The organism is Streptomyces sp. WMMC1477, from assembly GCF_027460245.1.
Lineage (GTDB): Bacteria > Actinomycetota > Actinomycetes > Streptomycetales > Streptomycetaceae > Streptomyces.
Genome location: NZ_JAPZBD010000003.1, coordinates 2,760,894 through 2,779,734 on the forward strand (window position 1 = coordinate 2,760,894; position 18,841 = coordinate 2,779,734).

Below are 18,841 nucleotides of genomic sequence, written 5' to 3' on the forward strand. Positions count from 1 at the left end.
GCCCCGCCCGGCTCCGAGCCTACGCCCGGAGCCCCGCCCGGCTTCGACCTCGGCCCCCGGATCAGCCGCTGAGCCGGACCGGCATGATCAGGTACTTGTACGCGTCGTCCACCTCTGCGTCGACCGCGGGCTTGCCCCGCAGCAGCGCCGGCTTGGTGGAGGTGGTGAAGGAGAGCTGGGCGACCTGGGAGTCGATCGCGCTCAGCCCCTCCAGCAGGAAGCCCGGGTTGAACGCGATGGAGATGTCGTCGCCCTCCAGCGTGCAGTCCACCCGCTCCACAGCCTGTGCGTCGTCGCTCGAACCGGCCTCCAGCGTCAGCACGCCCTGCTCGAAGCTGAGCCGCACCGGGGTGTTCCGCTCGGCCACCAGCGCCACGCGCTTCACGGCCTCGACGAACGGCGCCGTCTCGATCGTCGCGAGCGAGTTGAACTCCGTGGGGAACAGGGTGCGGTACTTCGGCAGGTCACCCTCCAGCAGCCGCGTCGTCGTCCGCCGGCCGGCGCCCTCGAAACCGATCAGGCCCTCGCCCGCGCCCGAGCCCGACAGCGCCAGCGTCACCTGGTCGCCGCCGCTCAGCGACTTCGCGGTGTCCAGCAGCGTCTTCGCGGGGACCAGGGCGACGGCGGACGCGTCCGGCGTCTCCGGCTTCCACAGGAACTCACGGACGGCGAAGCGGTAGCGGTCCGTCGAGGCGAGAGTGACGGTGTCGCCCTCGATCTCGATCCGCACACCCGTAAGCACCGGCAGCGTGTCGTCACGGCCGGCGGCGATGGCCACCTGGGAGACGGCGGAGGCGAAGACCTCGCCCGGCACGGTGCCGGTGGCCGAGGGCATCTCCGGCAGCGCGGGGTACTCCTCCACCGGCAGGGTGTGGAGCGTGAACCGCGAGGAGCCGCAGACCACGGTGACCCGTACACCGTCTGTGGAGATCTCCACGGGGCGGTTGGGGAGCGCACGGCTGATGTCCGCCAGCAGCTTGCCGGAGACGAGGACCGTGCCCTCCTCCTCGACCTCGGCGTCCACGGAGACCCGGGCGGACACCTCGTAGTCGAACCCGGAGAGGCTGAGCAGACCCTCCTCTGCCTTCAGCAGCAGGCCGGCGAGGACCGGCACCGGCGGACGGGCCGGAAGGCTCTTGGCCGCCCATGCCACCGCCTCCGCCAGGACATCGCGCTCTACCCGGATCTTCACCTTCAGCCGCCTCCTGCTGTTGCTGGTTGCCGGGCACCAGTCTGACGCACGTCGCTGACAGCCGTGAGCGCTCGGGTCAACTCGGCGGGGAGGCCGGGACGAGGCGGAGAGCCGAGTTGTGCACAGAACCCGCTTCGACACGAGTTTCCCGGCTTATCTCTGTGGTCGTAGTAGTAGGTGCTGTGGATTCCGGGGATAACTCGATATCCGCAGGTCAGACACCACTTTTTGTCCACCGGGCCTGTGGGCGCGACGGTGGACGGACCGGGGGGTGCTGTGGACGGGAGAGGTCTGTGCACACGCGGTTCACAGGTAGCGGCTACTTGCCCACAGCGGCGTCCCCAGTTTTACCCAGGTTCTCAACAGCCCAATCCGCCCCGCCCATGTGACTGCTTTCACTCCGAACGGTGAGCGACCGCGTCGCGTTGTCGAACAGTGGACAGCGGTGTGGAGAACCCCCTTCGTCCTGGGGACAACCGCGGTCCGGCTGTGGGCGGCGCGTGGACAACCCTGGACGGGGGTTGACGTGCGGTTTTCCGTCCACAGCCTGTGGAGGCCGCGCGTGCACATGTCCCCAACCGCCCGACCTGCCATGATGCCGTCCGCGCTGCTTCCGCTGTGGACACGGTCGGGACAACTCACCGGTCCCCAGGCTGTGGACGTGGAGAAGCAGCCGTGGTTGTGGACGCCCGGGGCTCATTCGAACAGCGACGGCCCCCGCCCGGCATCCCGGTCGGCGTGCGGCGGCCCGGGACCCTGGAGAGGGCCGCGGACAGGGGACGCGATCCGGCGGCGGAGCGGGCATGACCAAGCCCGTGAGGCCGGACGACCGGGCTGCCGCCCGGTGCGCGCCCGGAGAAGCGGGCGGGCGGCAGCGGGGCGGGAGCGGTTACGGGAAGGGCGAGGGGGAGGGAGGGAGAAGCGGCGGCACGGGCCCGGAAGGCTCAGCCGTTCTTGATCCGGTTCGTCAGCTCCGTCACCTGGTTGTAGATGGACCGCCGCTCGGCCATGAGTGCCCGGATCTTCCGGTCGGCGTGCATGACGGTCGTGTGGTCCCGGCCGCCGAACTGCGCGCCGATCTTCGGCAGCGACAGATCCGTCAGCTCACGGCACAGGTACATCGCGATCTGCCGCGCGGTCACGAGGACGCGGCTGCGCGAGGAGCCGCACAGGTCGTCCACCGTCAGCCCGAAGTAGTCGGCGGTCGAGGCCATGATGTTGGCCGCGGTGATCTCCGGAGAGGCGTCCTCGCCGCCCGGGATGAGGTCCTTCAGGACGATCTCCGTCAGCCCGAGGTCCACCGGCTGACGGTTCAGGCTCGCGAAGGCCGTGACCCTGATGAGCGCGCCCTCCAGCTCCCGGATGTTCCGCGAGATGCGCGAGGCGATGAACTCCAGCACCTCCGGCGGTGCGTTGAGCTGCTCCTGGACGGCCTTCTTCCGCAGGATCGCGATGCGCGTCTCCAGCTCGGGGGGCTGGACGTCGGTGATCAGGCCCCACTCGAAGCGGTTGCGGAGGCGGTCCTCCAGGGTGACGAGCTGCTTGGGCGGCCGGTCGCTGGACAGCACGATCTGCTTGTTCGCGTTGTGCAGCGTGTTGAAGGTGTGGAAGAACTCCTCCTGCGTCGACTCCTTGCTCGCGAGGAACTGGATGTCGTCCACGAGCAGGATGTCCATGTCCCGGTAGCGCTTGCGGAACGCGTCCGCCTTGCCGTCCCGGATGGAGTTGATGAACTCGTTCGTGAACTCCTCGGAGCTCACGTAGCGCACCCGCGTGCCGGGATAGAGGCTGCGGGCGTAGTGGCCGATGGCGTGCAGGAGGTGCGTCTTTCCGAGGCCGGACTCGCCGTAGATGAAGAGCGGGTTGTACGCCTTGGCGGGGGCCTCGGCCACCGCGACCGCGGCGGCGTGGGCGAACCGGTTCGACGCGCCGATCACGAAGGTGTCGAAGAGGTACTTGGGGTTGAGGCGGGCCGTGGGCTCGCCCGGGCCCGTCGCCGGCGCGGGCTGAGCGGCCAGGGGGCCGGGGGCGCCGCTGGGAGCCGGCAGCTGCGGAGGCTCGTCGAACCGCTGCGGGGGCGGCTGGTGCTGCGGGTCGTACGCGGACAGGCCCGGCCGCCCGCCGTAGCCGTGCTGCTGCGGCGGCGGGTACGGGTCCCGCGGCGGTGCCCAGCTCTCGGGCTCCGCCTGGCGGGGCCAGGCCCCGGGTTGGTGCTGCCGCCCGGGCTGCGGGGCGTGTGGGTAGTTCGGGTACGCCGGTCGGACGGCGGGCAGCTCGCGCGTGTCGTCGTAGCGCGGGAGCTCCTCGTACCGGGGCTCCTCGTACCGCGTCTCGTCGTAGCGCGGGGGTTCGTCGTACCGCGCCTCGTCGTACCGGGACGGCTCCTCGTAGCGGGCCTCTTCGTAGGGCCGCTTGTCGTACCGGGCGGCGTCCTCGTACCGGTTGTCGTCATAGCGCGGCTGCTCGTCGTAGCGGTGCTGCGGCGTGCGTTGCTCGGGCACGGGGGCCTGGGCCTGTCCAGGGGCCGGCTGCCCCGCCGTGGGCGGGCCCGGGGCGGGCGGTGGTCCGGGGTCGGGCGCCGGGCCCGTGACGGTGATCGCCAGCCGGATCGGCTGCTGGCACTCGCGGCTCAGGGCCTCGCTGATCATGGGGGCGAGGCGGCCTTCGAGGACTCCCTTGGCGTACTCGTTCGGCACCCCGAGCAGAGCCGTGCCGGAGACGAGGACGAGGGGCTGGCAGTCGCGCAGCCAGCGCTGGTCCTTCGCCTCGATGCCCTGTCCGTCACCCAGGAGGTGCTCGAGAACGTGTGGCCACACTGCGGCAAGATCGGCAGGTACGTCAGCCACAGGGCACGCTCTCTCACTCGCTGGGGGACACTTTCCGCGAAAGTGTGGCTCTTGGGACGGCTGGGAAGGAATCGGAGTCCGGCTACGGTAGTCGGCCCGGCTGGCGCTGCTCAAGTTGTTGTCCACAGGGTGTGCACAACTGTGCCATGCGTCGGCGGCTGCTCCTCCCCGCGCCCGTCCGGTCGGGCGCGGAATGGCTGTGTCAGTCTGTGGAGGGGCGTGATCATGTCCCCCGAACAACCCCGGTTTGACCGGATGGCTCGGCCGCGCGTACCGTAACCAGGTCGAGTTGTCGATGGCTGCTGCCGCCTGCCTCCGATGGGCACGATCCCGACGCTCCGGTCCGCCGGAGATCGGGAAGAAGAAGCGGTGCACTCGGGCGTTGCGAGCTACTCGTGGGCGCACGGTGACAGCCAGTCGGCGCCCCACATCGTCTCAGCGAGACACAAGCATTTCTGGAGCCCCCGAGTGAGCAAGCGCACCTTCCAGCCGAACAACCGCCGCCGCGCGAAGACCCACGGCTTCCGGCTGCGCATGCGGACCCGCGCCGGCCGCGCCATCGTCGCGAACCGGCGCAGCAAGGGCCGCGCCCGCCTGTCGGCCTGAGCCCCGGCCGCAGGTCCATGACGTGCTGCCTACCGAGCACCGGCTGAGGCGGCGCGAGGACTTCTCGGCCGCGGTACGACGAGGAAGGCGGGCCGGCCGCCCGCTACTCGTCGTCCATCTGCGCAGCGGAACGGACCCGCACGGGGTGGGGGAGAACGCTCCCCCGCCGCGTGCGGGTTTCGTCGTGAGCCGGGCCGTGGGCAACGCCGTCGTCCGGAATCGGGTGAAGCGGCGCCTGCGGCATCTCATGCGCGAGCGGCTGAGCCTGCTGGCCCCCGGTAGCCTGGTTGTCGTACGGGCGCTGCCCGGCGCGGGGGACGCGGGTCATGACTCGCTGGCCCGTGACCTCGACTCCGCGCTGCAGCGGCTGCTTGGAGGGCCGCCGACGTGAAGTACCCGCTCCTGTGGCTGATCAAGCTGTATCAGTGGACCATCAGCCCGATGCTCGGGCCGGTGTGCCGGTACTACCCGTCGTGCTCGCACTACGGCTATGAGGCCATTCGCCTGCACGGCGCGGTGAAGGGCACGGCACTGACCGCCTGGCGCATCCTGCGCTGCAACCCCTGGTCGCCCGGTGGCGTCGACCATGTTCCTGCCCGGAAGCACCCGGTCTGGCATCAGCGGCTGCGAAGCCGCTGGCAGCATCGGACCCAGTCCCACGCCCAAGGAGCCTGATTCGTGGACACGATCCTCGGTCCTCTCTATACCGCAGTTTCCTGGATCATCGTCCAGTTCCACTCGCTGTTCAGCCTGGTCGTCGACGAGGACAGCGGTTGGGCCTGGGGTCTGTCCATCGTCTTCCTGGTGGTGGTCATCCGGATCGCCCTGATCCCGCTGTTCGTCAAGCAGATCAAGGCGACGCGGAACATGCAGGCGCTCCAGCCGAGGATGAAGGCGATCCAGGAGCGCTACAAGAGCGACAAGCAGCGCCAGTCCGAAGAGATGATGAAGCTGTACAAGGAGACGGGAACCAACCCGCTCTCCAGCTGCCTTCCCATCCTGGCGCAGTCCCCGTTCTTCCTGGCGCTCTTCCAGGTGCTGAACAAGATCGCCAACAATCAGACGGTCGGTGTACTCGATGCCGACCAGGTCGAGTCCGCCCGGTCGGCGACGATCTTCGGCGCCCCGATCGCGGCGAAGTTCATGGACAGCGCCGGCACCGTCGAGGCCCTCCAGGCTTCGCTCACGGATGTCCGGGTCGTCACCGTCATCATGATCGTCCTGATGTCGCTGTCGCAGTTCTACACGCAGCGCCAGCTGATGACGAAGAACGTCGATCTGACGGTCAAGACGCCGTTCATGCAGCAGCAGAAGCTGCTGATGTACATCTTCCCGATCATGTTCGCCGTCTTCGGCATCAACTTCCCGGTCGGTGTCCTCGTGTACTGGCTGACCACCAACGTGTGGACGCTCGGCCAGCAGATGTACGTGATCAAGCGCAACCCGACGCCGGGGTCCCTGGCCTACAAGCAGCGGCAGGAGAAGCTGCGGGCGAAGGGCAAGATCAAGGAGGACCCGGTCGAGGTCGCGGCCAAGGAGGCCGTGGAGCAGGCGCGGGCCAACCGCACCCAGCCCAAGCGACAGTCCAAGTCACAGCGCCAGACGGCCGCCGCCCACGGCGGCACCAAGCAGGCCCCGGGCAAGCCCGCAGAGCCGAAGACGGAGCAGGCCAAGCCGAACCGTCCGCAGCAGGGCAGGAAGCCCCAGCAGGGCAAGAAGAAGCCGCAGTCCGCGAAGTCGAAGAAGTGAGAGGGAGTCCATCAGTGACGGACACCACCGAAGCCGCTGAGGGCACCGACACCCTTTCCCGCCTGGAGCAGGAAGGGGAGATCGCGGCCGACTACCTGGAGGGTCTGCTCGACATCGCGGACCTGGACGGCGACATCGACATGGACGTCGAGGGTGACCGTGCCGCCGTCTCGATCATCAGCGACGCCGGCAGCCACGACCTGCAGAAGCTCGTCGGCCGGGACGGCGAGGTTCTGGAGGCCCTGCAGGAGCTGACCCGGCTCGCCGTGCACCGGGAGACCGGCGACCGCAGTCGGCTCATGCTCGACATCGCCGGATTCCGCGCACGCAAGCGCGAGGAGCTGACCAAACTCGCCACCGAGGCCGCGGAGCAGGCGCAGAGCAGCGGCGAGGCCGTGAAGCTCAAGCCGATGTCCCCCTTCGAGCGCAAGGTCGTCCACGACGCCGTCAAGACGGCGGGGCTGCGGAGCGAGTCGGAGGGTGAGGAACCGCAGCGCTGTGTGGTCGTCCTGCCGTGACGGCGGAGGGCGGCGTCAGGGGTGAGGGCGAGAACGGCGAGGCCCCGGTCTCGCAGGAGCTCGCTCCTCCCCCGGAGAATGCGGAGGCGGTCTTCGGGGACCGCCTGCCCGACGCGATTCGCTACGCCGAGCTGCTGGCGGACGCGGGAGTGCGCCGCGGGCTGATCGGCCCGCGTGAGGTTCCCAGGCTGTGGGGCCGCCACCTGCTGAACTGCGCGGTGCTGTCCGAGATCGTTCCGGACGGCGTGACCGTCTGCGACGTGGGGTCCGGCGCCGGCCTGCCCGGGATCCCGTTGGCGCTGGTGCGTCCGGATCTGCGGATCACTCTGCTGGAGCCGCTGCTGCGGCGGACGACGTTCCTCCAGGAGGCCGTGGAGCTGCTCGGCCTGGACCACGTCACCGTGGTGCGGGGCCGGGCCGAGGAGGTCCTGGGCACCCTGGCCCCGGTGCATGTCGTCACCGCCCGTGCGGTGGCTCCGCTGGATCGGCTCGCCGGCTGGGGCGTGCCCCTCCTGCGGCCCTACGGCGAGATGCTCGCGCTGAAGGGCGACACCGCGGAGGAGGAGCTGAAGGGCGCCCGCTCGGCGCTGCAGAAGCTCGGCGTGGTCAAGGCCTCGGTCGTCCAGGTAGGAGCCGGTGTGGTCGATCCCCTGTCGACCGTGGTGCGTGCCGAGGTGGGCGAGAGCCCCGGGGGTGTGCGGTTCGCGGCCAAGCGCGCCAAGGCGGCGCGGGCGGGCCGTTCCGGACGTCGGCGACGTTAGGTTTCTGGGTCTACCGGTCTGGGTCTACCGGTCTGGGCCCGCTGGCTTCGGCCGCGGTGTGGGCCTGGACCCTGGCCGGTCGGCAGGGCGCGGAAGTCGGCGCGGCTCTGGACCGCTTACTCCATAAAAGCGGCAAAACTGCCCAATTGCGGAGTGTCGGCGAAGGTGATCCGCGCCGCGAGGGCATCGTGTTTCACGTGAAACGCCGCTCCCTTCTGCATGGAATCATCAGTCGGGGTCGTGCTGCCGCCGAGCCGCAGGCCCGTACCAAGCGTTCTTCCCGCCCGGAAAACTTGTCCACAACTGGCGAGTTGTCCACAGAACAGCGGGGCTCAGTGGTTCACCGCTCGGAAAGCATGGCAGTCTTTGACTCTGCGAAGGTGCCTTCCGAGGAGAGTGAACCGTTGCGGTCCGACGCTGATACCGCGGGACCGATGGCCGACCCGGTCCCTGGTCCCCGCGCTGAATTGGCGGATGTTTCACGTGAAACGCGTGAGACGCTGCCTCCCATGGACGACACTCCCATCGGCCGTGCCGCCCAGCAGGCCGTTGAGGCGATGCACCGCGCCGGTGAGGGGCTTCCCAGGCCCGCTCAGACCCGCGTGATGGTCGTCGCCAATCAGAAGGGCGGCGTGGGGAAGACCACGACGACGGTGAACCTGGCTGCCTCGCTGGCCTTGCATGGCGCCCGGGTTCTCGTGGTCGACCTGGACCCACAGGGCAACGCGTCCACCGCGCTGGGCATCGATCACCACGCGGAAGTGCCTTCGATCTACGACGTCCTCGTGGAAAGCAAGCCGCTGTCCGAGGTGGTCCAGCCCGTCCGGGACGTGGAGGGTCTCTTCTGTGCGCCCGCCACGATCGATCTCGCCGGTGCGGAGATCGAACTCGTGTCACTGGTCGCGCGGGAAAGCAGGCTGCAGCGCGCGGTCTCCGCCTATGAACAGCCGCTGGACTACATCCTGATCGACTGCCCGCCATCGCTGGGTCTGCTGACCGTCAATGCGCTCGTGGCGAGCACCGAGGTCATCATCCCGATCCAGTGCGAGTACTACGCGCTGGAAGGGCTCGGGCAGTTGCTGCGGAACGTGGACCTGGTCAAGGGGCACCTCAACCCCGCGCTCCACGTCTCCACCATTCTGCTCACGATGTATGACGGGCGGACCCGGCTGGCTTCCCAGGTGGCCGACGAAGTCCGGGGACACTTCCAGAACGAGGTCCTGCGCACCAACATCCCGCGCTCCGTCCGGATCTCCGAGGCACCCAGCTATGGGCAGACCGTGCTCACATACGACCCGGGCTCCAGCGGTGCGCTCTCCTACCTGGAAGCGGCCCGGGAAATCGCTTTGCGTAACACCGAGGCGCATCAGAACCACCAGCACAGTACGGCGGAGGGGATCCAGTGAGCGAACGACGTAGGGGACTGGGCCGCGGGCTCGCCGCGCTGATTCCCGAGGCTCCCAAGAGCCAGGACGACAATGCCCCGGTGCCCACGATCGGGATCAACGGTGCCACGTCGCCCACAGCGGTTCCGGTCATCAACTCCGAGCGGGGTGTCGCCGCCGCTGCCGTGACCGCCCTGCCGGATGTGGCCGAGGAGGGCCACGCCGTCGCGGGGCGCGGTGGTGCACCAGCCCAGGCCCTGGAGGCTCCGGGCGGGCCGGAGCTCGCGGAGGTGGCGGGGGCACACTTCGCCGAGGTCCCACTCGACGCGATCACGCCCAACCCTCGTCAGCCCCGTGAGGTCTTCGACGAGGACGCCTTGGCCGAGCTGGTCACCTCCATCAAGGAGGTGGGTCTGCTCCAGCCCGTCGTCGTGCGGCAACTCGGAGCGGAGCGCTACGAGCTCATCATGGGTGAGCGCCGCTGGCGCGCTTGCCGTGAAGCCGGTCTGGAGGCGATCCCGGCCATCGTCCGCGCCACGGGTGATGACCAACTCCTCCTGGACGCCCTGCTGGAGAACCTGCACCGAGCACAGCTCAATCCGCTGGAAGAGGCAGCGGCCTACGACCAGCTGCTGAAGGACTTCGAGTGCACGCATGACCAGCTTGCCGACCGGATCGGCCGTTCGCGGCCCCAGGTGTCCAACACCCTTCGGCTGCTGCGTCTGTCGCCTTCCGTGCAGCGTCGGGTGGCCGCCGGGGTGCTCTCGGCGGGCCACGCGCGGGCCCTGCTCTCCGTCGACGACTCGGAGGAGCAGGACCGCCTGGCCCATCGCATCGTGGCCGAGGGGCTCTCGGTGCGGGCTGTCGAAGAGATCGTCACCCTGATGAACGACAAGCCCGGCCGGTCAGCCAAGGCCAAGTCGCCAAGAGCCGGCAAGCGGCTCTCCCCCGCCCTGGACCATCTGGCCCACCGGCTCTCCGACCGCTTCGAGACCCGGGTGAAGGTCGACCTCGGGCAGAAGAAGGGAAAGATCGTCGTCGAGTTCGCCTCGATAGAGGATCTGGAGCGGATTCTGGGCTCTTTTGCGCCCGGTGAGGGGCGCGTGCTGGAGCAGCGGCTCGCAGCCGAGGAGGACGAGGACGCCGCCAGGTAGAAGGAGCCGCTGGTCCTGAGCTGTTCCGCCGGGAAGCAGCGGCTGAGCGACCCCGTTGACGCCCCATGGATACGATGGATCCATGGGGCGTCAACTCGTTCCGCTGACCCTGGACCGCCTGTCCGACCTGCCACCGACCTGCCGTCGCTGTGTTTTCTGGGAGCTGGACCCTGTGCGCGGCGGGCGAGCGGAGCGTGCCGGGGAAGCCGAGGCGGAGAAAGAGGCCTGGGTCTCCGCCGTGCTCCTGGAGTGGGGTTCCTGCGGCCGGGTCGTCCTGGTGGACGGAAGGCCCGTGGGATTCGCGCTGTATGCCCCGCCCGCCTTCGTGCCCCGGGCCACGGCCTTTCCCACCGGCCCTGTGTCCCCCGACGCGGTGCAGCTCATGACGGCCGCCCTGCTCCCCGAGTTCCGTGGGCAGGGGCTCGGCCGAGTGATGGTGCAGACCGTGGCGAAGGATGCTCTGCAGCGTCGATTCCGGGCGCTTGAGGTGATCGCGGATGCTCGGGGAAAGGAGCCGCGCTGCATGCTCCCGGCTGAGCCGCTGCGGGCGGTGGGATTCAAGACGGTGCGACAGCACCAGCGCTATCCCCGCCTCCGGCTGGAGCTGCGCACGACGTTGTCCTGGAAGGCCGATGTTGAGCGGGCGCTCGACCAGCTTCTCGGGGCCGTTCACAAGGATCCGGTGCCACGACCGCTGTAGGCCGTGCGTGCCACGAGCCGGTCCCATGAACCCGGCGTATGGAGGGGGGGTCCATGAATCGGGCGACGCATCCGGTGGGGACCCGCGGCGGGGACGGCAGTGGAGAACAAGGAAACGGCCCGGCCCTTGATCGGGCCGGGCCGTTTCACGTGAAACGCCGCGCGACGAGCCGGGGACGACCTCGGCGTCAGGGTCAGGCGAGGAAGTCGGCCAGCTCGCGCTCAAGCGCGGCCTTCGGCTTCGCACCGACGATCGTCTGCGCGACCTTGCCACCCTGGTAGACGTTCATCGTCGGGATGGACATGATCCCGTACTTGGCGGCCGTCTCCGGGTTCTCGTCGATGTTCAGCTTCACGACGGTGATCTTCTCAGCGTGCTCCTCGGAGATCGCCTCCAGGGAGGGGGCGATCTGACGGCACGGGCCGCACCACGCCGCCCAGAAGTCGACGAGCACAGGCTTGTCGCTCTTCAGCACGACCTGCTCGAAGTCGGCGTCGGTAACGGTCAGGGTGGCCATGGGGTCTCCTCAGGTTGTCCGTGTGGGGAAGCTTCGATGCCGTGGCTCAGGCGGTGGTGGCGGCCGGAGCGGCCTCCGCCGTCTTCTCGGGCTCGGCAGGCTCGCTGTCCGACAGGGCGGCGAGGAAGCGCTCGGCATCCAGCGCCGCGGAGCAGCCGGTGCCTGCGGCGGTGATCGCCTGGCGGTAGGTGTGGTCGACGACATCGCCGGCGGCGAAGACGCCGGGGACGTTCGTCCGGGTGGAGGGGGCGTCCACGCGGAGGTAGCCCTCGTCGTCGAGGTCGAGGGTGTCCTGGAAGAGCTCGGTGCGCGGGTCGTGGCCGATGGCGACGAACAGGCCGGTGACGGGCAGCTCCGAGGTCTCCGCGTTCTTGGTGGAGCGCAGGGTGAGCGAGGACAGCTTGCCATCGGTGGCGTGGATCTCGGCGACCTCGCTGTCCCAGGCGAAGCGGATCTTGGGGTCGGCGAAGGCACGGTCCTGCATCGCCTTGGAGGCCCGCAGTGCGTCGCGGCGGTGGACGATGGTGACGGACTTGGCGAAGCGGGAGAGGAAGGTGGCCTCTTCCATGGCCGTGTCACCACCGCCGACGACGGCGATGTCCTGGTCGCGGAAGAAGAAGCCGTCGCAGGTGGCGCAGTAGGACACGCCGCGGCCGGAGAGTTCGTCCTCGCCGCGCAGGCCGAGCTTGCGGTGCTGCGAGCCGGTGGCGACGATGATGGTCCGGGCGCGGTGGACGGTGCCGGCGGAGTCGGTGACGCTCTTGATGTCGCCGGTCAGTTCGACGGCGGTGACGTCGTCCGGAATCAGCTCCGCGCCGAAGCGCTCGGCCTGGGCGCGCATCTGGTCCATCAGCTCCGGGCCCATGATGCCGTCGCGGAAGCCCGGGAAGTTCTCGACCTCGGTGGTGTTCATCAGGGCGCCGCCCGCCGTGACCGAGCCCTCGAAGATCAGGGGACGCAGCGAGGCACGCGCGGTGTAGAGGGCGGCGGTGTAGCCCGTAGGCCCGGAACCGATGATGATCACATTGCGGACGTCACTCACGGATGTCTTCCTTGTCTGCCGACGGTTTCCGGTTCCTCTGACGAGGCTCACACCCCGCCCAACGGATACTACGGGCCGGGCATTCCCGAGGGGCCTCGCCCCGAGGTTGCTGCCCACGGACGGGTGGTCCGGGCAGCCGCAGTGTTCTGCCGTGTGCTGGGACCCGACGCCGCCCTGCCCGCCCCGCCCCCTCCTGTCGGGCGCGGGACGCGCCGCCGAGGCAGTGACTCAGGGCCGGTCGAGCGTGCGGAAGGCGAGCCGTTCGCCCTGCGACTCGGGCGCCTGTGTGACGCACGCCGCGTCGATGACGTAGGCGTCGACGCGGCTGGTGTCGCCGGGGTGGGGCAGGACCACCAGATAGGAGGCCGTCCCCTGGTAGTCCTCCTGGCCCACCGCGATCGGTGTTTCCTCGCGGTCGACACCCCGTGCGATGCACTGTGGCAGGGCAGGGTCGGCCGTCTCCACCGTGAAGGGGTTCTGTGGCTGCTGCTGCGGTCCCGGACCCTCGGGCACCTTCTCCGGCTGAGCGGTATCGCTCTCCGGAACCTTCGACGCGGGCGCCAGCAAGGTGTGCACCTGCTCTTCCAGCCGGTCGACCGCGGCGTCCTGCTGCTTGCCAGCGATCTGGTTGGCGCCGCTGTCGCCTCTGTCGGTGAGCATTCCTGCGGCGAAGAGCCCACCGATGGCGACGGCCGCGATCCCCGCCGCCCCCAGCAGGACGGTGTGGCGTCGGGAACGCCTGCGTGCTCCGGGGCGAGGGGCTCGGCCGGGGCCCGTCGTTCCCCCCGCCCCTGCCGACGGTCGCCGTGTTTCACGTGAAACAGCGCGTGGACCCGGTGGCGTCGTGACGCTCGGACCCGGTGGGGTGGAGCGCTGCGCAGCCTCGGCGGCGAGCGCCGCGTCGATCCGGTCCGCCACCTCTCCGGGCATTGGCCCGGGGTCGGTCAGCGTGCCGAGGGCGCCGTGGACCTCGTCCAGGGCCGCCCGGATGTCGCGGCACGGACCGCACTCCGCGAGGTGGGCGCGGAGCCGCTCGGCGTCATGCGGAGCAAGCAGCTCCTCTGCCAGGTCGGCGATCTCCTCGGTCTCGGGATGTCCGTCGCCGGATGTCGCGAAAGACGCGGTCATGCTGCCCCACCTCCGCCCCTCACAGCTCCGGTTTCCTCGATGCCCTGCTTCGGTGGGACGGACGCCCTCGACGTCCGGTTCCGTCTTCCGTCGCCGGATGTACCACGGGCCGCGGGGGAGCCGTTCGCGGCCGAGCCACCCGCGGACACGCCGTCCGCCCGAAGATGGCTGAGCAGGGGCAGCAGACGGGCGCGGCCTCGGGCGCAGCGGCTCTTCACGGTGCCGACCGCGACGTCGAGCACTTCGGCCGCCTCCGCAACGGGGTAGCCCTGCATGTCCACCAGCACCAGCGCGGCGCGTTGCTCGGCGGGGAGCCGGGCCAGCGCCGCGAGAACCTGACGGTGGACGTCGGCCCGCTCGGCCGGCGCCGAAGCGGACTCCTCGGGCTCCAGCAGGCGGTCGAGGCGCTCGGTGTCGTCGGTGAGCGCGGTCCGGCGGGACGCCGCCTTCCGGATGCGGTCGAGACAGGCGTTGACGGTGATGCGGTGCAGCCAGGTGGTCACCGCCGACTGTCCGCGAAAGGTCTCGGCCCGACGGTAGGCGGACACGAGGGCGTCCTGCACCGCGTCCGCCGCCTCCTCGCGGTCCCCCAGCGTGCGCAGCGCCACGGCCCACAGTCGGTCCCGGTGGCGCCGGACGAGCTCCCCGAAGGCCTCGGGGTCCCCCGCCACGTGCCGGGCGAGCAGCTCGCCGTCCTTGATCGAAGTCACGTCGTCGCCGTCCGGGGTGTGCCTCATGGCGTCGTCGCCCACCGCAAGGCCCTCCCTTGGCCGAGTGCCGATCAGCTCCTGACGCCGATCTCCGTGATGCGGCCACGGTATTCGTCGTCCTCGGTGAGCGGTAGTTCCGTGAGCCACACCAGAACGTAGCGGGTCATGATCGGCTTCTTGGCCTGGAGGGACACTTCGCTGCCACTCCCGCTGTCGACCTTGCTGAAGTCGCCCAGGGAGTCCGGCTCCGCCCCGGCCGAGGCCGGGGCGGCGAGGAAGTCGACCGAGGTGTCGCCACGGAAGCGGAGGTCGAGTGTGCTGACCTGCTGCACCGAGCCGAGATCCAGCACGAGCCCCACACCCGGCTTGAGGTTTCCGAAGGTGGCGTTCGCGTAGTAGAGGGTCTGCCAGTAACTGTCGGGATCGCCGTCGAAGGCCCGCTCGGCATGCTGCGCACTCTCCCGGCCGGTACCGCCGGGGTCGAGGATGCGGGCCGAGGCGATGTCGACCGGCTTGCCGGTCTCCGGCTTGGCCACGGGCGACTGCTCGCTCTGCTTCTCCGTGCCGCCCTGCCCCTGGGAAGCCGAATCCGTCTGACGCTCCCCGCGCAGCAGGGCGTCGGCGATCTGCCAGCTCCCCAGGCCGAGCGCGGCGACCAGCAGAGCGGAGACCCCCCACTTGAGGACCTTGCCCGTCCGGCCCGGCAGGGTGGGCGGCGCGTCGCCCACGGCGCCCGGGCGGGCCCGGACGCCGGCCGGCGCGATGTCGGGGGAGAGCACGCCCTGCTGGTAGGTGGTGCGCTCGTATGGCGCCGGATTCAGGAAGCCCTGCTCCGGGGGACGGATACGCGGCAGCTCGGACGCCGCACGGGCCAGCTCCTCCGGAGTCGTGCACGGGGGGTTCTCGCCGGACGCGGTGGCACCGGCGTTGACCAGCGCCCGCATGGCCAGCTCGGAGAGCCCACGGTGGACGCCGGCCCGGACCTGGTCGGGCGGCATGACAGTACCGCCCGAGAGCCGGGCGACACCGCTGAGCCCGTAGGCGTCGTCCTCGTAGGGCCAGCGCTGGGTGAGCGCCGCGTAGAGCAGTGCGCCGATCGCCTCGGTGTCGGTGCGCTGAGGGGTGTGCGTCGTGATGCCGCGCAGCGCCGCGTTCACGGCCAGGCCGCGAATGCGGTACTGGCCCGTTCCGGTGCGCAGCACGGCCCCGGGGGTGAGCCGCAGATGGGCCAGCCCCTCGCGGTGGGCGGCCGCCATGGCCTGGGAGAGATGGCGCACCAGCTCATACGCCTCGTGCGCGGGCAGCGGTCCGGCCGCGAGGAGTGCGGTGAGCGGGGTGGCGTCCGGAAGCCACTCGTGGACGACGTAGACCAGCTCGCCGTCCTCGACCGCGTCCAGCACCTGTACGAAGCGGGGGTCGCCCAGGAGGGCGGCGGAGCGGGCCGCCGCCAGCACGGGGCGCACGCGGCGGTGGTGCGCCGGAAGGACATGGACGCCCACGGCCCGGCGGAGCTTCTCGTCCACGGCACGCCAGCTGCTGAACCCGTCCAGCCGGGTGACGCACTCCTCCAGCCGGTAGCGTCGAGCGAGCTTGTGTCCGCTGTGCAGCTCCGGCGCGGATCCGGATCGTCCCGCAGCCCCGTCGTCCTCCGTGGTGTCCTCACCCTCGTCGCGGGCTTCGTGAGTGTCCCCGCCGCCGCCGCCGTCGGCGGGCGGGCCGGTTCGTCCTCGCTCGGCCCCGGCCGTCGCCGCGCGGTACCGCACGCCGCGGCGTGGGCGGCTCTCGGGCGCGGACGCTGCGCCGGTGTTCTCGCCGGAGGCGCCGTCCGCGCCCTCCCGGCCCTCCCGGCCCTCCTGGGACGTGCTGCCGTCGGCCGCTGCTCCGCCGGACCGGGCCGACCGGGGCTTGTCGGCCCCACCGCCCTTACCGCCCGAGTACGCCTCGACGGCAGTGCTCCGTTCCGCCACCGTCGCTCCCGCCTCCCCGTTGTCGCATCCCCTCGGCCGGTACGCTCAGCCGGCGTGGTGGCCGGCCGTGGGACCGGCCACAGACAATTGTGCCCGCAGCTCGCTGTGGTGCACGACACGAGTCGGCGGTACGGGTGGTCTCAGCGGCCGAGCTTCGCCCGGACCATGCCGATCATGGCCGTCATCTCCTGGATGCGCAGCCGCTTGGCGGTGACCACGAACATCGCGCCCAGTACCAGCGAGCCGACGACCAGTGCCGTCAGTCCCCCGGTGAAGCCGTCACCGAGGGCGCGGATCACACCGTAGGCGGCGGCGCCGGCCAGCAGGGCACCGGGCACGCTGGCGAGGCACAGCCGGGCGTAGGTACGGGCGATACGCGAACCGTCCAGATCGCCGTCGAGCTTTCTGCGCAGCCGACGCCATGCCACGCCCACGCCCACGGCGTAGGCCGCGCCGTAGGCCGCCGCCATTCCGGCGACCGCGTAGCGGCTGGGCAGCAGCAGGTAGCAGAGCCCGGCACCCGCGGCGTTGCCGGTGGCGACGATCACGGTGTTGTAGAAGGGCGTCCGGGTGTCCTCGTAGGCGTAGAAGGCGCGCAGGACGACGTACTGCACCGAGTACGGGATGAGACCGATCCCGAAGGCCATGAGGATGAAGCCCATGGAGGCGGCGGCGTCCGCTCCGGCGGAGGCGTAGAGCATCAGACACATCGGCACGCCGAGCGCGAGGAACGAGAACGAGATCGGCACGATGGCGACCGCCGAGGTGCGCAGTCCGTGGGAGAGGTCCTCGCGGACGGCGTCGCGGTCCTCGTCGTGCGCGGACCGGGAGAGCCGGGGCAGCAGGGCCGCCATGACGGAGACGGTGATGATGGCCTGCGGCATCTGCCAGATCAGCAGGGCGTTCTGGTAGCCGAGGATGCCCGCGCCCTCGATGTCCTCAGCGGCGGCGTCCGCACCGGCCGCGGTGGCGAGCTGGGTGACGACGAGCAGGCCGGCCTGGTTGGCGAGCACGAACAGGAACGTCCACTTGGCGAGCTTGGCCGCCTTGCCCAGCCCGTGGCCCTTCCAGTCGAAACGAGGCCGGAAGTGGAAGCCGGCCGCCCGGAGGAAGGGGAGCATGGCCAGCGCCTGGACCACGAGGCCGAGGAGGGTGCCCACGCCCAGCAGCCGGACCCCCTCGGGGGGGATCGTCGCCACTCCCAGGTCGGAGCTGGCCGAGGTGCCGTAGACCCAGATGAACGAGCCGAACGCGAAGATGATGACGAGGTTGTTGAGGACGGGTGTCCACATCATCGCACCGAAGCGGCCGCGGGCGTTGAGGATCTGTCCCATCACGACGTGCACGCCCATGAAGAAGATCGTGGGCAGGCAGTAGCGTGCGAAGGTCACGGCCACGTTGTTGGCGTCCGGATCGTCCGCGATGGACACCGAGAGCATCCGCACGAGCAGGGGGGCGGCGACCACGGTGAGCAGCGTCAGAGCGCCGAGGATGACCATGACCAGGGTCAGGAGCCGGTTGGCGTAGGCCTCGCCGCCGTCCTCGTCGTTCTTCATCGCCCGCACGAGCTGCGGTACGAAGACGGAGTTGAGGCCGCCGCCGATCGACAGCATGTAGACCATCGTGGGCAGCGTGTAGGCGACGGTGTAGGCGTCACCGAGGACGGCGACGCCGAGCGCTGCGGCGATCACGAGGCTGCGGACGAATCCGGTGACGCGGGAGACCAGCGTGCCGGCGGCCATCACGGCGCTGGACCGCAGCAGTCCGCCGCCCCGTCCGCCGGGTTGCTCCGCTGCGGGCGCCTGCGGGGTGGCGCCCGGGCCCTGCGGTGGCGTGCCCGCCGCGCCGACGGGCCCGGCCTCGGGGGCGAGCGGTGCGGCCGGTGGCTGCTCGGCGGAGGCCGGCGGCTGTGGATACGGCTGCGGTGCGGGCGTCGGTGCTTCGTACCGGGCGGCCTGGGGCTGCTGCGGGTACGGATAAGGCTGCTGCGGGTGAGGCTGCTGGTAGTGCGGGCCGGGCTGCGGATACGCACCGTCCTGCGGGTGCGGGGGCGGCCCCGCGGCGTCGAGCCGGGGCTGCGGCTGCTGCTGCGGGATCTGCTGCTGGTCCCGGAAGAGGTACTCGAAGGCGTCGTCGGGCTGTGTGGGGTGCACGGCCGAAGGGTGCCCGTCGTGTCCGGGGCCCCGAGCGGTCAGCCCGTCGGCCCCGGGGTGCTGGGCGTGCGCGGGTTCGGCCCCGTAGGCGGCATGCGGGGAGGGCGCGTGGGGCCCGGCGGGGGGCGGTGCGGGCCAGTGGTGGGGCTCGGCGGCATGGCGCGGTGCGGGCGGCTGCTGGTGCGGCGGCTGCGGGCCGGGCGGTGGGTACGGGGTGCGCCCGTACCCCGCCTCGTCCACCGGGGGCTGCGCGGCCGGGTCCGGGTAGCCGTAAGGGGCACCGCCGTGGGCGCCCCGCTGACGTGCGTCCTGCCCCTCGCCCTCGGGCGTGGACGGCCCCCGCTCGCCGCGGTCGCGGTCGTACGGCACATTCACTGCGTACCCCACCTCATCATTCGCGCCGGCGTTCGGCC

The 18,841-nt window shown here is 70.6% G+C and carries 17 protein-coding genes; 9 read left to right on the plus strand and 8 right to left on the minus strand.

Annotated features, from left to right (window positions below):
- Positions 1-61: 61 nt before the first annotated feature.
- Entirely contained in the window at positions 62-1,192 is a 1,131-nt protein-coding gene (gene dnaN / locus O7609_RS12780) for a DNA polymerase III subunit beta (RefSeq protein WP_269736819.1), read from the minus strand.
- 944 nt (positions 1,193-2,136) lie between these two features.
- Positions 2,137-4,038 carry a chromosomal replication initiator protein DnaA gene (gene dnaA / locus O7609_RS12785; RefSeq protein ID WP_269736818.1) on the minus strand — a complete coding sequence of 634 codons (1,902 nt, stop codon included), beginning with the start codon at positions 4,036-4,038 and terminating at the stop codon, positions 2,137-2,139.
- 468 nt (positions 4,039-4,506) lie between these two features.
- On the opposite strand from dnaA, the gene rpmH reads away from it, so the two are divergent.
- The 9 genes from rpmH to O7609_RS12830 all read left to right on the plus strand — a co-directional run bounded on the left by rpmH (position 4,507) and on the right by O7609_RS12830 (position 10,911).
- A complete protein-coding gene (rpmH, locus tag O7609_RS12790; RefSeq protein WP_016906158.1) occupies positions 4,507-4,644 on the plus strand; it encodes a 50S ribosomal protein L34 in 138 nt (45 codons plus the stop codon).
- Between the two features lie 22 nt (positions 4,645-4,666).
- Positions 4,667-5,035: a ribonuclease P protein component gene (gene rnpA, locus O7609_RS12795; protein ID WP_269736817.1), complete on the plus strand. Its 369-nt coding sequence runs from the start codon at positions 4,667-4,669 to the stop codon at positions 5,033-5,035.
- Positions 5,032-5,319 (plus strand): membrane protein insertion efficiency factor YidD, encoded by a 288-nt coding sequence (gene yidD / locus O7609_RS12800; protein ID WP_219092069.1) that lies wholly within the window; start codon positions 5,032-5,034, stop codon positions 5,317-5,319. The genes rnpA and yidD overlap by 4 nt, the downstream gene beginning before the upstream one ends.
- A gap of 3 nt (positions 5,320-5,322) precedes the next feature.
- On the plus strand, positions 5,323-6,393 hold the full coding sequence (yidC, locus tag O7609_RS12805; protein ID WP_269736816.1) for a membrane protein insertase YidC: 1,071 nt from the start codon (positions 5,323-5,325) through the stop codon (positions 6,391-6,393).
- Positions 6,394-6,407: 14 nt separating this feature from the next.
- The gene (locus O7609_RS12810; RefSeq protein WP_269736815.1) at positions 6,408-6,911 is read left to right on the plus strand and encodes a Jag family protein; all 504 of its coding nucleotides are present in this window, start codon (positions 6,408-6,410) and stop codon (positions 6,909-6,911) included.
- Complete coding sequence (gene rsmG / locus O7609_RS12815; RefSeq protein ID WP_269736814.1) at positions 6,908-7,672, plus strand: 16S rRNA (guanine(527)-N(7))-methyltransferase RsmG; 765 nt, start codon at positions 6,908-6,910, stop codon at positions 7,670-7,672. The genes O7609_RS12810 and rsmG overlap by 4 nt, the downstream gene beginning before the upstream one ends.
- Before the next feature lie 356 nt (positions 7,673-8,028).
- Positions 8,029-9,078, plus strand: coding sequence for a ParA family protein (locus O7609_RS12820; RefSeq protein WP_269737291.1), 1,050 nt, complete (start codon positions 8,029-8,031; stop codon positions 9,076-9,078).
- Entirely contained in the window at positions 9,075-10,211 is a 1,137-nt protein-coding gene (locus tag O7609_RS12825; protein WP_269736813.1) for a ParB/RepB/Spo0J family partition protein, read from the plus strand. The genes O7609_RS12820 and O7609_RS12825 overlap by 4 nt, the downstream gene beginning before the upstream one ends.
- Positions 10,212-10,293: 82 nt before the next feature.
- Positions 10,294-10,911 carry a GNAT family N-acetyltransferase gene (locus O7609_RS12830; RefSeq protein WP_269736812.1) on the plus strand — a complete coding sequence of 206 codons (618 nt, stop codon included), beginning with the start codon at positions 10,294-10,296 and terminating at the stop codon, positions 10,909-10,911.
- Between the two features lie 193 nt (positions 10,912-11,104).
- Here O7609_RS12830 and trxA read toward each other — a convergent pair whose 3' ends face one another.
- The 6 genes from trxA to murJ all read right to left on the minus strand — a co-directional run bounded on the left by trxA (position 11,105) and on the right by murJ (position 18,797).
- Positions 11,105-11,428, minus strand: coding sequence for a thioredoxin (gene trxA, locus O7609_RS12835; RefSeq protein ID WP_269736811.1), 324 nt, complete (start codon positions 11,426-11,428; stop codon positions 11,105-11,107).
- A gap of 46 nt (positions 11,429-11,474) precedes the next feature.
- Positions 11,475-12,470: a thioredoxin-disulfide reductase gene (gene trxB / locus O7609_RS12840; protein WP_269743604.1), complete on the minus strand. Its 996-nt coding sequence runs from the start codon at positions 12,468-12,470 to the stop codon at positions 11,475-11,477.
- Positions 12,471-12,698: 228 nt separating this feature from the next.
- On the minus strand, positions 12,699-13,598 hold the full coding sequence (locus tag O7609_RS12845; protein ID WP_269743605.1) for a zf-HC2 domain-containing protein: 900 nt from the start codon (positions 13,596-13,598) through the stop codon (positions 12,699-12,701).
- Complete coding sequence (gene sigM / locus O7609_RS12850; RefSeq protein ID WP_269744351.1) at positions 13,595-14,335, minus strand: RNA polymerase sigma factor SigM; 741 nt, start codon at positions 14,333-14,335, stop codon at positions 13,595-13,597. The genes O7609_RS12845 and sigM overlap by 4 nt, the downstream gene beginning before the upstream one ends.
- A gap of 44 nt (positions 14,336-14,379) precedes the next feature.
- Positions 14,380-16,275 carry a protein kinase family protein gene (locus tag O7609_RS12855; RefSeq protein WP_269743606.1) on the minus strand — a complete coding sequence of 632 codons (1,896 nt, stop codon included), beginning with the start codon at positions 16,273-16,275 and terminating at the stop codon, positions 14,380-14,382.
- Between the two features lie 140 nt (positions 16,276-16,415).
- On the minus strand, positions 16,416-18,797 hold the full coding sequence (gene murJ, locus O7609_RS12860; protein ID WP_443072104.1) for a murein biosynthesis integral membrane protein MurJ: 2,382 nt from the start codon (positions 18,795-18,797) through the stop codon (positions 16,416-16,418).
- Positions 18,798-18,841: the final 44 nt, after the last annotated feature.

Coding starts and splice junctions, on each gene's coding strand:
- O7609_RS12820 (WP_269737291.1), top strand. CDS start 8,029: ATGGCAGTCTTTGACTCTGCGAAGGTGCCTTCCGAGGAGAGTGAACCG.
- O7609_RS12830 (WP_269736812.1), top strand. CDS start 10,294: ATGGGGCGTCAACTCGTTCCGCTGACCCTGGACCGCCTGTCCGACCTG.
- trxA (WP_269736811.1), bottom strand. CDS start 11,428: ATGGCCACCCTGACCGTTACCGACGCCGACTTCGAGCAGGTCGTGCTG.
- O7609_RS12845 (WP_269743605.1), bottom strand. CDS start 13,598: ATGACCGCGTCTTTCGCGACATCCGGCGACGGACATCCCGAGACCGAG.
- sigM (WP_269744351.1), bottom strand. CDS start 14,335: ATGAGGCACACCCCGGACGGCGACGACGTGACTTCGATCAAGGACGGC.